General features: G+C 34.7%; 21 protein-coding genes. 10 read left to right on the plus strand and 11 right to left on the minus strand.

The annotated features are described in order from the left end of the window. Nucleotides 1-42: 42 nt before the first annotated feature. From QUF93_RS25260 to QUF93_RS25275, 4 genes are all read right to left on the minus strand, one after another. Nucleotides 43-1,068 (minus strand): ABC transporter permease subunit, encoded by a 1,026-nt coding sequence (locus tag QUF93_RS25260; RefSeq protein ID WP_289360564.1) that lies wholly within the window; start codon nucleotides 1,066-1,068, stop codon nucleotides 43-45. Continuing rightward, complete coding sequence (locus QUF93_RS25265; RefSeq protein WP_289360565.1) at nucleotides 1,058-1,918, minus strand: ABC transporter permease subunit; 861 nt, start codon at nucleotides 1,916-1,918, stop codon at nucleotides 1,058-1,060. The genes QUF93_RS25260 and QUF93_RS25265 overlap by 11 nt, the downstream gene beginning before the upstream one ends. Before the next feature lie 341 nt (nucleotides 1,919-2,259). Further along, complete coding sequence (locus QUF93_RS25270; protein WP_289360566.1) at nucleotides 2,260-2,490, minus strand: hypothetical protein; 231 nt, start codon at nucleotides 2,488-2,490, stop codon at nucleotides 2,260-2,262. A gap of 11 nt (nucleotides 2,491-2,501) precedes the next feature. Further along, nucleotides 2,502-2,798: a DUF3986 family protein gene (locus QUF93_RS25275; RefSeq protein ID WP_002123274.1), complete on the minus strand. Its 297-nt coding sequence runs from the start codon at nucleotides 2,796-2,798 to the stop codon at nucleotides 2,502-2,504. 120 nt (nucleotides 2,799-2,918) lie between these two features. Here QUF93_RS25275 and QUF93_RS25280 point away from each other — a divergent pair, with 120 nt between their 5' ends. From QUF93_RS25280 to QUF93_RS25290, 3 genes are read left to right on the plus strand one after another with little or no spacing between them, the layout of a single operon-like run. Beyond that, nucleotides 2,919-3,926 carry an ABC transporter substrate-binding protein gene (locus tag QUF93_RS25280; protein WP_289360567.1) on the plus strand — a complete coding sequence of 336 codons (1,008 nt, stop codon included), beginning with the start codon at nucleotides 2,919-2,921 and terminating at the stop codon, nucleotides 3,924-3,926. Between the two features lie 11 nt (nucleotides 3,927-3,937). Continuing rightward, entirely contained in the window at nucleotides 3,938-4,702 is a 765-nt protein-coding gene (locus QUF93_RS25285) for an ABC transporter ATP-binding protein (protein ID WP_289360568.1), read from the plus strand. Beyond that, nucleotides 4,695-5,501, plus strand: coding sequence for an ABC transporter permease (locus QUF93_RS25290; protein WP_289360569.1), 807 nt, complete (start codon nucleotides 4,695-4,697; stop codon nucleotides 5,499-5,501). The genes QUF93_RS25285 and QUF93_RS25290 overlap by 8 nt, the downstream gene beginning before the upstream one ends. 34 nt (nucleotides 5,502-5,535) lie before the next feature. Here the strand turns inward: QUF93_RS25290 and QUF93_RS25295 are convergent, their stop codons facing one another. Both QUF93_RS25295 and QUF93_RS25300 read right to left on the minus strand, forming a co-directional pair. Then, nucleotides 5,536-5,763 carry a hypothetical protein gene (locus tag QUF93_RS25295; protein WP_002123281.1) on the minus strand — a complete coding sequence of 76 codons (228 nt, stop codon included), beginning with the start codon at nucleotides 5,761-5,763 and terminating at the stop codon, nucleotides 5,536-5,538. Between the two features lie 264 nt (nucleotides 5,764-6,027). Continuing rightward, nucleotides 6,028-7,137 carry a recombinase family protein gene (locus QUF93_RS25300; RefSeq protein ID WP_289360570.1) on the minus strand — a complete coding sequence of 370 codons (1,110 nt, stop codon included), beginning with the start codon at nucleotides 7,135-7,137 and terminating at the stop codon, nucleotides 6,028-6,030. 93 nt (nucleotides 7,138-7,230) lie between these two features. Here QUF93_RS25300 and QUF93_RS25305 point away from each other — a divergent pair, with 93 nt between their 5' ends. Next, nucleotides 7,231-7,905, plus strand: a complete 675-nt coding sequence (locus tag QUF93_RS25305) for an HAD family hydrolase (protein WP_289360571.1) — start codon at nucleotides 7,231-7,233, stop codon at nucleotides 7,903-7,905. A 159-nt stretch (nucleotides 7,906-8,064) separates the two neighbouring features. Here QUF93_RS25305 and mutTA read toward each other — a convergent pair whose 3' ends face one another. Beyond that, nucleotides 8,065-8,544, minus strand: coding sequence for an antimutator 8-oxo-(dGTP/GTP)ase (mutTA, locus tag QUF93_RS25310; RefSeq protein ID WP_002015736.1), 480 nt, complete (start codon nucleotides 8,542-8,544; stop codon nucleotides 8,065-8,067). A gap of 84 nt (nucleotides 8,545-8,628) precedes the next feature. Continuing rightward, nucleotides 8,629-8,946, minus strand: coding sequence for a hypothetical protein (locus tag QUF93_RS25315; RefSeq protein WP_002089150.1), 318 nt, complete (start codon nucleotides 8,944-8,946; stop codon nucleotides 8,629-8,631). A gap of 83 nt (nucleotides 8,947-9,029) precedes the next feature. Here QUF93_RS25315 and ytzI point away from each other — a divergent pair, with 83 nt between their 5' ends. From ytzI to QUF93_RS25345, 6 genes are all read left to right on the plus strand, one after another. Next, nucleotides 9,030-9,179: a YtzI protein gene (gene ytzI, locus QUF93_RS25320; protein WP_289360572.1), complete on the plus strand. Its 150-nt coding sequence runs from the start codon at nucleotides 9,030-9,032 to the stop codon at nucleotides 9,177-9,179. 1 nt (nucleotide 9,180) lies between these two features. Beyond that, nucleotides 9,181-9,402, plus strand: a complete 222-nt coding sequence (locus QUF93_RS25325; protein ID WP_289360573.1) for a hypothetical protein — start codon at nucleotides 9,181-9,183, stop codon at nucleotides 9,400-9,402. Next, nucleotides 9,344-9,574 carry a YczI family protein gene (locus QUF93_RS25330; protein ID WP_289360574.1) on the plus strand — a complete coding sequence of 77 codons (231 nt, stop codon included), beginning with the start codon at nucleotides 9,344-9,346 and terminating at the stop codon, nucleotides 9,572-9,574. Before QUF93_RS25325 ends, QUF93_RS25330 begins: the two co-directional genes overlap by 59 nt. 350 nt (nucleotides 9,575-9,924) lie before the next feature. Continuing rightward, the gene (locus tag QUF93_RS25335; protein ID WP_289360575.1) at nucleotides 9,925-10,158 is read left to right on the plus strand and encodes a DUF3953 domain-containing protein; all 234 of its coding nucleotides are present in this window, start codon (nucleotides 9,925-9,927) and stop codon (nucleotides 10,156-10,158) included. 29 nt (nucleotides 10,159-10,187) lie between these two features. Continuing rightward, on the plus strand, nucleotides 10,188-10,427 hold the full coding sequence (locus tag QUF93_RS25340; RefSeq protein ID WP_002123300.1) for a hypothetical protein: 240 nt from the start codon (nucleotides 10,188-10,190) through the stop codon (nucleotides 10,425-10,427). Between the two features lie 11 nt (nucleotides 10,428-10,438). Then, on the plus strand, nucleotides 10,439-10,669 hold the full coding sequence (locus QUF93_RS25345) for a YczI family protein (protein WP_289360576.1): 231 nt from the start codon (nucleotides 10,439-10,441) through the stop codon (nucleotides 10,667-10,669). 75 nt (nucleotides 10,670-10,744) lie between these two features. Here the strand turns inward: QUF93_RS25345 and QUF93_RS25350 are convergent, their stop codons facing one another. From QUF93_RS25350 to luxS, 3 genes are all read right to left on the minus strand, one after another. Continuing rightward, a complete protein-coding gene (locus QUF93_RS25350; protein WP_289360577.1) occupies nucleotides 10,745-11,137 on the minus strand; it encodes a pepsin/retropepsin-like aspartic protease family protein in 393 nt (130 codons plus the stop codon). After that, a complete protein-coding gene (locus tag QUF93_RS25355; RefSeq protein WP_002123307.1) occupies nucleotides 11,134-11,394 on the minus strand; it encodes a hypothetical protein in 261 nt (86 codons plus the stop codon). The genes QUF93_RS25350 and QUF93_RS25355 overlap by 4 nt, the downstream gene beginning before the upstream one ends. Before the next feature lie 268 nt (nucleotides 11,395-11,662). Then, a complete protein-coding gene (gene luxS, locus QUF93_RS25360) occupies nucleotides 11,663-12,136 on the minus strand; it encodes an S-ribosylhomocysteine lyase LuxS (protein ID WP_001141369.1) in 474 nt (157 codons plus the stop codon). Between the last annotated feature and the right edge of the window lie 24 nt (nucleotides 12,137-12,160).

Raw genomic sequence — 12,160 nt, forward strand, 5'->3', positions numbered from 1 at the left:
ACAGTAAAAAAAGAATTTGCCCTTACGGCAAATTCTTTTTTCTTAACTACCTTTTTCTATCGATTTAGCAGACACCGGAATAAACAATGATTTATCTATTTCCTTCTTTTCCTGTCTTTGTTCATATGGCTCTTTCTTTGCCTTTTTATACATAGAATATAGACTGCTACCGTGCTCTTTCTTTATCCCTTTAATCATCATATGTAAAACGAATATAGAAACAGTAAAGAATAGTAGTGGCGCAATGACAATCCATGGTGCTGCTAAAAATTCATTTTTGTATAGACCAATTAAACCCGCCCATTCATTCGTAAGTGAGAATGGTTTCCCGGTATCATAATCTACGCCTCGTCCCCCAATTAAAATCCCAAAAAACGCTAAATGAATTAATAACGTAAATAATTGAACAAACTGCTGTAAAAAAAGAACGACAAGAATTTCTTTTAAATACAACCATATATGTTTTCTAATAATCCGAAACTTTGAAGCACCTAATATTTTCGAAGTTGTAACAAACTCATTTTTCATAAATAAATTGATTTCTTGATTCACATAAAGAATAACAGCTGGTAACAGCGCAAAACAAAGAACAGTAAACTGCTTTATAATAATATCCATATTAAATCCAGTTAACTGACTGTGTAACATGATTGGAAACATCCACAAAATTGCCCATAGCACTGTCGGAATAAAGAAATATACTTTACATATTTTTTGAAATAAATTTTGTACTATAGATGGTGTATGAGCTAATGTTACACCTAATATCGTGCCTAGAAACACTTGTATGCTACATACGCCAAATACAAATAATATTGTAAACTTTGCACCTACTAATAATTGAAAAAACAAATTAAAACCGTTACGATCTGTACCGAGTGGTGGTATTGTAAGCGGACTAAACGGAGCTGCAGCAATAACATCCCCATTTGCATCTTTCAGCCAGATTGTCTTACTCATATATAAATCCTTACCAAACCACGTAATAAGATAACTAATTACAACAATCCCTACAAAGTAAAGGACACCACACAAAAAACGTTTGGAGCGAAAGTTTCTATATATCATGAGAAGCCCCTCCTGTAATACGATTCACTCGGTAATGTATAATAGCAAATAGAATATAGAATGGAACAAATAATAAAAGAATCCACCATGCCATCGTTAAAGGATTTAAGGAGCCTGCCCTTATTAAGAAAGACATATACCCCGTAATATTAAAAGCCCCCTCTACCATTAAAAGGCTTGAGATCATGAACAAAAAAAGCGGCTGCAAGTGATTTAACAGATGGTACATAATATTACGTAATAAATGAACATACAGTATATATTTATTACTAAACCCTTTTGCACGAGCAAATTCCACATAAGGCTTATTCTTCTCTTCCATTAAAAATAAAACGATAATACGGAAAAAATGAAGAGTTGGAACGATAGTCATACAAAGAATAGGTAAAAAATAGGCACGTTCATCATTAAACGCATAAATAGTAACGAAGCGATATCCTGTCTGTTTATAAATCCATACAACAAATAACTGTAAACTAAAAATTAATAATAAATCTGGAACTGATTCTATTAAAATTAAACAACTCTCAATCCCCTTCTTAATTTTAGAAGAAACTAATAAGTATACGAATGAAAGACCAATTGAAAGAATAATTGTTAAACAAGTAGCGATTAAAAGAATGGTCATAGAATACGTATAAGGTTCAGTAATCCTTTCAAAAAAAGGAATTGACTGCATAGTGTTTGTATCAATATGTGCAATCTCCTTTGGAGAAGCTAACCTCTGTAAATATGTAATAAAATCAAGCTTATTTCCTAGAAACAAATAGAATGGTACGTAGCTCACAGTAAGAATAACTGCGATACTAATGATAAATTCTGTTATTTTCCCGCCCCAAAAACTCTTCAATATCCCACCTCTTTTTTTAAAATTACCACACAACTTTATTATAACTGATTTTTCTGAATTTTTAATGTGTACCTAAATAAAAAACTCTCTTAGCAATCTTAAAGAGTTTTTTTTACGTATTAAACAAATTATCCAATTATATACTAATTAAAAAAATTCACACACTTCTCACAAATCAATTATTAAAACGATTCTATTTTAATTTATACTAAATGTACAAGTAATACTCCCTAAACCTAACTTGTCTAGTTACCCCGTTAAATACTATGAAAAAAGAACTTGTATCGTATACAAGTTCTTTTTTGTTAACCTACACTTTGAACACGACCAATGTATGTTTACTATACAAGAGGAAGCATCCATATTTTCCATATAATACACACGATTACTATAAAGATAAAATCAAAAAAATCTAATCTCGTCCCCTTTTTCATAGTCATATCTAGCCACATATGAACCAATTTCAATCTTTTGTATTTATGAATATTTTTCTTTGCAAATCGGTAAATGAGCACTTGCATAATGAGAAATCCGACTCCGAAAATGAGCAATAGAATGAGAAATTCAACCACGAAATTCCTCCCTATTTTTGAAGCGTTCTTTCTACTATATGGTTCTTCAAGACCCATTCCTCAAACTGTGCACTTCCAAATTCCCAGCTCAAATCACGAGCATGTACAGAAAAAACGTAATAACCGGCATATTCGTCCATAAACCTACCTGTCTCTACCTCATTTTTCTGAATACCATATACCCCAAAATTAAAATACACATCCCACACGTCTTCATGCTTCCTCTTATAAGCAATCGATTCCATATCACATTCAGTTCCAAAATAATCAAGATGTAAATGTACGCTATCATCGTATTCGTAATCCATTTTATCACCCCTTATATTTGTACTTCTTTATTCCCTAAAAAATTCCTGCTATCTATACTCACATATGGGCACTTACCTACATATCATGCTTGTAGATTGACTTCTAGGAGGTGTCATATAGTGAAAAAATTAATAACCGTTTTTTGCATCATGTTACTAACTGTTTTCACATTCGCTGCTTGTAGTAGCACAAAAGAAAATACAAAAGAACAAGCTCAAAAAATTCGCGTTGGTGAAGTTACTCACTCTCTTTTCTACGCACCATTATATGTTGGAATTGAAAAAGGATTTTTTAAAGATGAAGGTTTAAATATTGACTTACAAACAACAGCTGGCGGAGATAAAACGATGACCGCCCTTTTATCTGGCGGAATTGATATTGCGCTCGTTGGTTCAGAAACGTCTATTTATGTTCATCAACAAGGAGCAAAAGATCCTGTCATTAATTTTGCGCAGCTTACACAAACAGATGGCACATTTTTAGTTTCCCGTAAAAAGTTAGACTCTTTTAATTGGAATGACGTAAAAGGCGTTACATTTTTAGGACAGCGTAAAGGCGGTATGCCACAAATGGTTGGTGAATACGTTTTAAAGAAAAATGGCATTGACCCTCGCAAAGATACGAACTTAATTCAAAATATCGAGTTTGCTAATATTGCAAATGCCTTTGCATCTGGTACGGGAGAATTTGTACAGCTCTTTGAACCGACTGCAAGTATACTTGAAAAAGAAGGAAAAGGTTATATCGTCGCGTCTTTCGGAGCTGAATCTGGTACTGTCCCTTATACAACGTTTATGGCAAAAGAAAGTTTCTTAAAGAAAGATAAAGTTGCTGCAGAAAAATTCACGCGCGCACTATATAAAGCGCAGCAATGGGTTGATACACATAGTCCAGAAGAGATTGCCGATGCCGTTTCACCACTATTTAAAGACACTTCAAAAGACATTTCAGTAAAAGTAATTGAGCGCTACAAAAAACAACATTCATATGCGACAAATCCATTATTAGATGATGCAGAATGGAAACAGCTCCAAACGATTATGAAAGAAGCTGGAGAATTACAAAAAGAAGTTCCACATGAAGCGCTCGTCAATACAAAAATTGCCGAAAGCGTTATTAAGAAATAGAGGCGAAGTGTATGAGCTTTTTACAAATACGTAACGTTTCTCACTGCTTTTTTGCAAAAGAAAATGCTAAACTGATTCTTGAAGATATGAGTTTGCAAGTAGAAGAAGGGGAATTTATTTCAATCCTTGGTCCAAGTGGTTGCGGAAAAACAACGCTCCTCTCCATCATCGCAGGGCTACTTGATCCAATTGAAGGTATCGTATTTTTAGATGGTGAACCGATTACAACTAAGACCCCATCTATGGGCTATATGCTCCAGCAAGATTACTTGTTTCCGTGGAAAACAATTGAAGAAAATATTATGCTTGGGCTTCATATTCGGAAGATTTTTGATAAAAATACGAAAGAACATGCATTAAAGCTTTTAAAACAAGTCGGCCTATACGATATAGAACAACAATACCCTCGTGAACTATCCGGCGGTATGCGCCAACGTGCTGCACTCGTTCGAACATTAGCGACCGACCCCAAAATTTTATTACTAGATGAACCATTTTCCGCTCTTGATTATCAAACAAAATTAAAACTAGAAGATCTCGTCTTCACATTACTACGTAAATATAAGAAAACATCCCTACTTGTGACACATGATATTGAAGAAGCAATTGCGATGAGTGATCGTATTTATTTACTGCAGGCGAACCCTGGAAAACTTGCAAAAACGTTCATCGTCCCAGAAAGTATCCGTTCCTTATCGCCATTAGAAGCACGCCACCACCATGACTTCCCATTCCTCTTCCAAGAAATATGGAAGGAGTTGGAACGACTTGGATAATATAAAACAACTACATGAACAGTTTCGAAAAAAAGAAAGACAACATGCATGGTTAGCTCGCTCTTTACAACTTGTACTTCTTGTTCTTTTCTTTGCACTATGGGAAATAGCTAGTAAAAAAGAGTGGATTGATCCTTTACTCTTTAGCTCTCCTTCAAGTATTTGGGATCTCTTTTTAACGAAATGGATTGACGGTTCACTTTGGATTCACATATGGACGACATTACTTGAAACAGGAGTAGGCTTCATTCTCGGAACTGTACTCGGAGCTATTATTGCTACTCTCCTTTGGTGGATGCCACTTTTAGCCCGGGTACTTGATCCCTATCTCGTCGTCCTAAATGCAATGCCAAAAGTTGCACTCGGTCCAATCATCATTGTTATTTTCGGTCCAAATATTTCATCCTCTATCGCAATGGGGGTAATCATCTCCATCATCATTACCATTCTCGTTATTTACAGCTCATTTCAAGAAGTCGATTCCAACTATATTAAGGTCATGGACACATTTGGCGCAAATAAATGGCAATGCTATAAGCACGTTATTCTCCCTGCATCTTTCCCTGCAATTATTTCAACGTTAAAAGTGAATGTTGGCTTGTCATGGGTCGGTGTTATTTTTGGGGAACTCCTCGTTTCTAAACAAGGACTTGGCTATTTAATTAGCTACGGATTCCAAGTCTTTAACTTCACACTCGTCTTACTCAGTGTATTGCTCACTTGCGTCCTCGCAACTCTTATGTATGTATTTGTCGAGGCATTTGAAAAACTCCTTATTGGAAAACGAAAAAAAAGCTGACTTAGAGCGATATGCTAGAGTCAGCTTCTTTCTTTTACCTTTTATCACACATCTTTGTTTCATTTGTAACGTTTCCATCCGCAACCGTAACTGTATGGAAACAATCTTTCACACGTACTGTAACGACATTATCTTTTCGATCTATCACATGATAATCATTAAACTTTTTATTTAATGCAGTACGAATTTGCTCTCCTTCAAAAATCGGAAAACCGTGAGACATTACCCAAATGAGACCCGCAACAGCAAGAATCGTTTTCATACGTTTCATTACCTCCTCGAGAGTAAACTTATAGTCCCTACAACACGCGCATTATAATTGTGTCTAAATTGTGACATTTTTATACTAATTCTATTTTATAATGCTAGTTCCTTCTTCTTTTTAGAAAAAAGACAGAATTTTCAATTTTATTAATATAAAAAAACGCAAAGAACGGAACGTCCTCGCATTTTCATTTGATCGACCAGAAATATATCGAACATAAATCCAATTTTATCGACTTACCAACAAATAATTACCACTAAACTATGACTGCTCTATATCCCTTGAAATATCATATAATCCCGCTAACACTTCCGCTCTCATTTTTACAAGCTCGGGGAATTGATAGAAGAAGGCAATTTTTTTATATTTTAATTCTGTTCCTTCTTTCACCTTTTTGGAATCTTGTAAAATAAACGCTGTAAATGTATCCGCAATATCCTCTGCTACATTTGTCGTCCCATACAGTGAAACAAACTCACCATGCTTTTCCTTAAAAAATTCAATTTGAGCTTCTTCACTTTCTTCCACATTCTTTTCTGTCCACTCCTGGTCAATTGGTTTCCAGAACAAATTATGAAATTGATTTATATAAGAGCTCTCCTTCGTACATCCTTCTTGTAAGAAAAGAGATTTACATTTATTTTGGTATGATGAAATATCTTTATCTTCTTCAAAAGCCTTTAAGTACTTTTCATTTACTGGTATTTGTTTATATCCTAGCGTCAATACATGAGCCGTCTCATGTATTAATGTTTTCATCACTTGATCGATATTTACTGCAGAATCAAGCGTATCTAAACTAATGGTCCACTCTTTCGGATACTCCATACTCGGCATAACGTGGGCGACAATTCCGTCGTAACCATCTGTTACCATGTCAAACTCTTTTATGTCAGTGCGATACTTAGCTGGAATAAGCGTGCTATACATCTCCCATAACGATTCATGATAGTCCCTATCTTGACGTTGCTTTAATACTTCTTCTTTCGCATCCTTATCCTCCGCAAAAGCCTTATTCAATCGTTTGCGATCTAGTTTATCGAAATAAGGATCTACAATTTCATCACCATCAATATAATAAGAAGCTAAAAAGAAATAATTTTCATCATCCTCTTTTTTCATTTCCGCTTCTTTCATATCGTTACTTGAATGTCCTTCTAAATCATAATCCTCTATTGCTTCAAGTTCTGAAAGTCCATCTATCTTTTTATACACTTTCTGAAGCATCTTATCGCCTATTTGTGTGCAGTCTTCTGTCGTTTCGCACACATCTTTTTTCTCTCTTTTCGAAGTTTGCTCCGCCATATCACATCCAGCTACAAAGCTAATTAAAATTATAAAACATGCTAACTTCCCATACAGTTCTTTCATATAAACCTCCGTCGTTACAGTCTACAAAAATATGATAATCATTTTTTCACAAATATGCGATAATTATTTATAAAAACTTTGAGGAGGTTACACATGATTCGTGCGGTGCTATTTGATTTAGATGGGACACTATTAGATCGCCGTCAATCTTTAGTGCGATTTATTCGTGATCAATATGATCGCTTCGCCTCTCATTTGATAAAAGTAGAAAAATCCGAGTATTGCTCTCGTTTTCTTGAACTCGACAATAATGGATATACGTGGAAAGATAAAGTATATGCCACTCTCCTCTGCGAATACAACATTACTACTTTAACACAAGAGCAACTGCTGCATGACTACACTACAAACTTTCAACATCACTGTATTCCTTTCCCAAACATGCATGAATTACTTCAACGACTAACTCAGCAAAACATTAAAATTGGTATTATTACAAACGGCTTTACTGATTTTCAAATGCACAACCTTCGCGCCTTAAACATACATACGTATACAAACACAATTCTCGTTTCAGAAGCTGAAGGAATTAAAAAACCACATCCTGAAATTTTCGAACGTGCTTTGCAAAAACTAAACGTTAAAGCAAAAGAATGTCTTTACGTTGGAGATCATCCAGAAAATGATGTGCTTGGTTCTGAACAAGTAGGAATTCTTGGCGTTTGGAAAAAAGATTCGTTTTGGGTTGACTTTGAACATTCACGTATGGCGGATGATTTACTGGAAGTTCTCTCGTTTTTAGAGGCAGAGATCAAAAAAAGACAATAGTAAAAGGAGGCTTCGTTTCCCGAACGCCTCCTCCTTTATTATTCATAAACTGTAAACTGTGGCTTACTCGGATGATCTACAACTAGTGCATAAGATATCCAAATCTATGTAAAGATATATTCACACCATTTTTTGGAACAAAAAAAGAAACCGGCCATTTTACTTCGTAAAACAGCCGATTTCTTCTATATGTTTCATTGTACGCGCTAATACATCATCGCGCATAATAAAGCTAAATTTTCTATCAGTTTTAATATTATCAGGAATGTCTTTTAATAAAACAGACCCTTTCGTTTCTTCGTAATGCGTATGTTGCTCTACCGCACTAATTGTTGCAAAATAAATGTTTTTAATGATTATTTTGTCTTTTCCGGATACTTTGTATTGTCCTAAGTAAGTTAAATCAGAAACTATGCCGCCGGTTTCCTCATGAACTTCCCGAACTGCCGCTTCTTCCGGTGTTTCCCCTAGTTCTACTTTACCACCTGGAAATTCAAGACCGCGGCGTAAATGATGCGTTAATAACCATTGATCCCCGTACCGGCATACAACCCAAACATGCTTTGGCTCAGGAGAAAATGGGTAACGTTCAAACGATAATTGTACAGTGTTGTGGTAATAATCTTTAAATTTGTACATGCCATTACTCCCCTATTGATTGTTACAAGTTTTTCCTACCACAAATTGTAGCATATTCTCGCTTTTCTGCATAATATTATCCAATTACAATCCATTGATTATTCCCATTTGCGCGACTAATTCTTTCGTTTCATGATTCCCTAGATCATAAATCATTTTATATGCTTTTTGTAGTTGTTCATCGTATCGATCATTATTCGAATCGTGATGATACTCAACGAATGGAACGTGGGAGCGTACATACGAACCTAAGTCCTCTTCATACGCTTGATCAAAATACTCTCTTAACTCCGTAATCTCTTCGTCATTTGCATAAATTTCAAAATTATACGTGTCCGCCGTCTTCACTTGTGAAATTTGACCATTTCCAACTGATATATAATATGTTTTTTTATTCTCCATGTAACACCCTTCTTTCATCCTTTTAATTTCTATTGTTTTCATCAATTACAAAATTATGTAAAATAAAGAAAAGGAGGGGTTTCATGTTCAAAATATTAATTATCGGGATTATAATCGTGCTAGTCGTACTAGTACTCTCCGTTATGACGATTAATAAAGGGTATGCATATAAACATTCTGTTGATAAGCCAGAAGATAACCCTTATGCAAAAAACAGCAAGAAGGATTCATAAAATGCTTCGTATACTTCGCATCATAATCGTACTTACTGTGATAATTATGTCGGCAACCCAGCTATATACAGGTCAAAATAACTTTCTATCCCTTTCACAATTTCTATTAGGAGCTTTAATGTTTCTCATTGCAATGGAACAAATAAAAAAGAAGGAGGGTCTTGATGTTAAAAGGATTACGAATTACTTTTTCACTTATCGCTTTATCTATAGCAATTTATAGTTTTAGCAGCGACAACAGAAATATTATGCCCTACATGTTCCTCCCTTTAGGATTGATGGCTTTCACTATAGGTCTAGAAGAAATAAAAAAAGACAGAAAATCTAGCGGTATTCTTGCTTTCATAGCTGGTGCCGGTGCTTTATTTCTTAGCTTCTCAGAAATATTCCGGTAAATAGTCTATTTAAAGGAGGTTATAAAATGCTAACCGGATTACGGATTTTTTTAGGACTTCTCACGCTTCTCATACTCTCTCTTTGCACTTATTCTCTTATTACCGATAATTTCACACTTCTCCCATACATACAATTTACTCTCAGTTGTTTCTTTATTCTTCTAGGAATTAACGAAATTAAATCCAGACGAAAATCAATGAGCATTCCGTTTTTTTTCGTTTCTATTCTTATGTTCTTCGTTTTCATATCGAACTAATTTCGCTACATGTAGCAGTGAACTTTAAATACCAGCTATGAACTGTTATTACATTGGAGGCTAATTTAAAACTACAAAAAGGTAGGGGTTAGTATGCTAAAAACATTTCGCATTATATCCGCTCTTATCGTCATCGCGCTCGCTCTATCCGGAATGTTGACAGACGCACTTGTTACATTGCCTTATATGCTTATCGCCTTATCCATCATGACTTTCATCATGAGCGCAGAAGAAAAGCAGAAACAAAAGAAAGTAAATAGTACACTCTCCTTCTTTTCTGGCGTATTCACTTTAATCGTTGCTATTATAATTATTTTCTCTCGGTAACTATCTCTTTCTACTTAAGGAGCGCTAAAATGCACATAAGACACTTACAACTAATCATCGTTTTTATTACTTTACTTCTATGTTTATACAGCTTATTTACAATGAACTTTCAAATCTTTTCACCTATCATTTTGTTTCTCTTTAGCTTATATGGCATTTTAGTAGGATTTGAGACGATTCAAAAACAACAAAAGCAAATTGGAGCTATTAGCATCGGTTTAAGTCTTTTTACGATTGTTTTTGTTATTCCATTTATACTGTTCTTCTAAAGGAGGATTATATGTTAAAAAACATTCGAATTATACTAGCAACGATTGCCCTCATTCTCGCTCTACTTAACCTCTTTGCAAACTTCTCTATGCTTTTACCATTTGTATTTATCCTTTTAAGTATTATGTTTATCCTTTTTGGAATTGATGAAATAAAAAAACAGCAAAAAGCAAAAGCATTTGTTTATTTTCTCTGTACTGCTGCTACTTTATATGTTGCACTTTCCGGTATACTTCCATAAAAAAAGAGGCCATTCCAATGGATATTTTGGATGACCTTCTTTTATTTATTAGATTTATTTACTATCTTTCATTTCTTAAAAGCGTTTATAAGTGACACTCATATTTTTACAGTCTAAAATCATTCCGGCAGACCTCATATAGTCTATCCCTAAGATTCCATCGAATCCATAAGAGTCTTGTGTAATACCTAATTGAACTAAAAATGTTTTTAGTAACTTTTCATCAATACTCACATCATTGATTTCTTGCTCATAACACGGTTCGCTGTATCCACCAATACCATACATTCTTTTTGGTCTTCCATTAATTAAGTCTAATTCTATCCCAACTTTAGCTAATACATCTGTATCAAAAATTGTTGCTGCACAGCCTGTATCTAATAATACATTATTCAATACTAACTGTTTTCTTTTGTACCGCATAGGAAATGTAGCAATTGGAAGTCCATGCTCCATTCGAATTTTCATGCTCTCCCACGTACTCCGCTAAATCGTTGTTCTTCTACTTCAATCTCTTCTTTCCTTGTATGAAAAATGTAAAATTCCCTTTGTGGAAAATCGCGATGTATTTTCTTATATGCAGCCCATGCACTTTCTGTACTATTATATTCATCTACTACCGACATTTCCTGAATCATACGTTTATTCCCTTTTGAATAAACTGAAACAGCTTCTACTAATACAAGAGTATCCGGATATTTGGTTCTTATTTCACTCCAATTCATTACCATCACTCCTTTTTCATTAGTTTAGCACACTCATTGTTTTTATATAAAATTTGTACTTTTCTCTTTTACAAATAAAAAAACTGCCCTTTCACAGGCAGTTTTCCTTTATCCCGCATTAACAGGCAGTAAGACTCCCACCTCCACATTATGTAAAAACAAAGAAGTTAGGTGGGAGTTTAACTGCCTGTAAAGGCCCGATTGGTTCAACTAATAATCAGTGAGTGATAGGGCCCCTCCCCCATCACCCACTAATTAAAGTTTCACTTTATCCAAACACTTTCTCAAGTTCATCTTTATCTTGGCTTAACCAGAAGTTCATTAAGCGTTTTGCTCCTTCTAAATCGTGAAGCTTCGCTTGGCCACATTGTGTTTCATTTGCAGCTGGAATTTCTGTAATTTGAACCGCATCTTTTAATGTTAGTTCTAATAAATCAATGATTTCTCGAACTGTCGGTGTTCCGCTTACTACAAGATAGTATCCTGTTTGGCAGCCCATCGGTGAAATATCGATAATATCGAAATGCGGATAACGATCAATATATTTACGTAAATTAAATGCTAATAAATGCTCTAACGTATGAATAACATCTGGTTTCATTGCTTGTTTATTCGGTTGGCAAAAACGAATATCAAATTTATTTACAATACCGTCACTACCTACATTGTGGACTCCGCAATGTCTTACATAAGGCGCCTTTACAATCGTATGGTCTAATTCAAAGCTTTCTACTGATGGCATACAACATCTCTCCCGCTTTTAATT

The sequence above is a fragment of the Bacillus hominis genome (assembly GCF_030348325.1).
GTDB lineage: Bacteria > Bacillota > Bacilli > Bacillales > Bacillaceae_G > Bacillus_A > Bacillus_A hominis.

Coding starts and splice junctions, on each gene's coding strand:
- QUF93_RS25350 (WP_289360577.1), bottom strand. CDS start 11,137: ATGAAAATTCGAATGGAGCATGGACTTCCAATTGCTACATTTCCTATG.
- QUF93_RS25285 (WP_289360568.1), top strand. CDS start 3,938: ATGAGCTTTTTACAAATACGTAACGTTTCTCACTGCTTTTTTGCAAAA.
- QUF93_RS25315 (WP_002089150.1), bottom strand. CDS start 8,946: ATGGAGAATAAAAAAACATATTATATATCAGTTGGAAATGGTCAAATT.
- QUF93_RS25305 (WP_289360571.1), top strand. CDS start 7,231: ATGATTCGTGCGGTGCTATTTGATTTAGATGGGACACTATTAGATCGC.
- QUF93_RS25355 (WP_002123307.1), bottom strand. CDS start 11,394: ATGAATTGGAGTGAAATAAGAACCAAATATCCGGATACTCTTGTATTA.
- QUF93_RS25260 (WP_289360564.1), bottom strand. CDS start 1,068: ATGATATATAGAAACTTTCGCTCCAAACGTTTTTTGTGTGGTGTCCTT.
- QUF93_RS25345 (WP_289360576.1), top strand. CDS start 10,439: ATGTTAAAAAACATTCGAATTATACTAGCAACGATTGCCCTCATTCTC.
- QUF93_RS25300 (WP_289360570.1), bottom strand. CDS start 7,137: ATGAAAGAACTGTATGGGAAGTTAGCATGTTTTATAATTTTAATTAGC.
- QUF93_RS25325 (WP_289360573.1), top strand. CDS start 9,181: ATGCTTCGTATACTTCGCATCATAATCGTACTTACTGTGATAATTATG.
- luxS (WP_001141369.1), bottom strand. CDS start 12,136: ATGCCATCAGTAGAAAGCTTTGAATTAGACCATACGATTGTAAAGGCG.
- ytzI (WP_289360572.1), top strand. CDS start 9,030: ATGTTCAAAATATTAATTATCGGGATTATAATCGTGCTAGTCGTACTA.
- QUF93_RS25340 (WP_002123300.1), top strand. CDS start 10,188: ATGCACATAAGACACTTACAACTAATCATCGTTTTTATTACTTTACTT.
- QUF93_RS25275 (WP_002123274.1), bottom strand. CDS start 2,798: ATGGATTACGAATACGATGATAGCGTACATTTACATCTTGATTATTTT.
- QUF93_RS25295 (WP_002123281.1), bottom strand. CDS start 5,763: ATGAAAACGATTCTTGCTGTTGCGGGTCTCATTTGGGTAATGTCTCAC.
- QUF93_RS25335 (WP_289360575.1), top strand. CDS start 9,925: ATGCTAAAAACATTTCGCATTATATCCGCTCTTATCGTCATCGCGCTC.
- QUF93_RS25330 (WP_289360574.1), top strand. CDS start 9,344: ATGTTAAAAGGATTACGAATTACTTTTTCACTTATCGCTTTATCTATA.
- mutTA (WP_002015736.1), bottom strand. CDS start 8,544: ATGTACAAATTTAAAGATTATTACCACAACACTGTACAATTATCGTTT.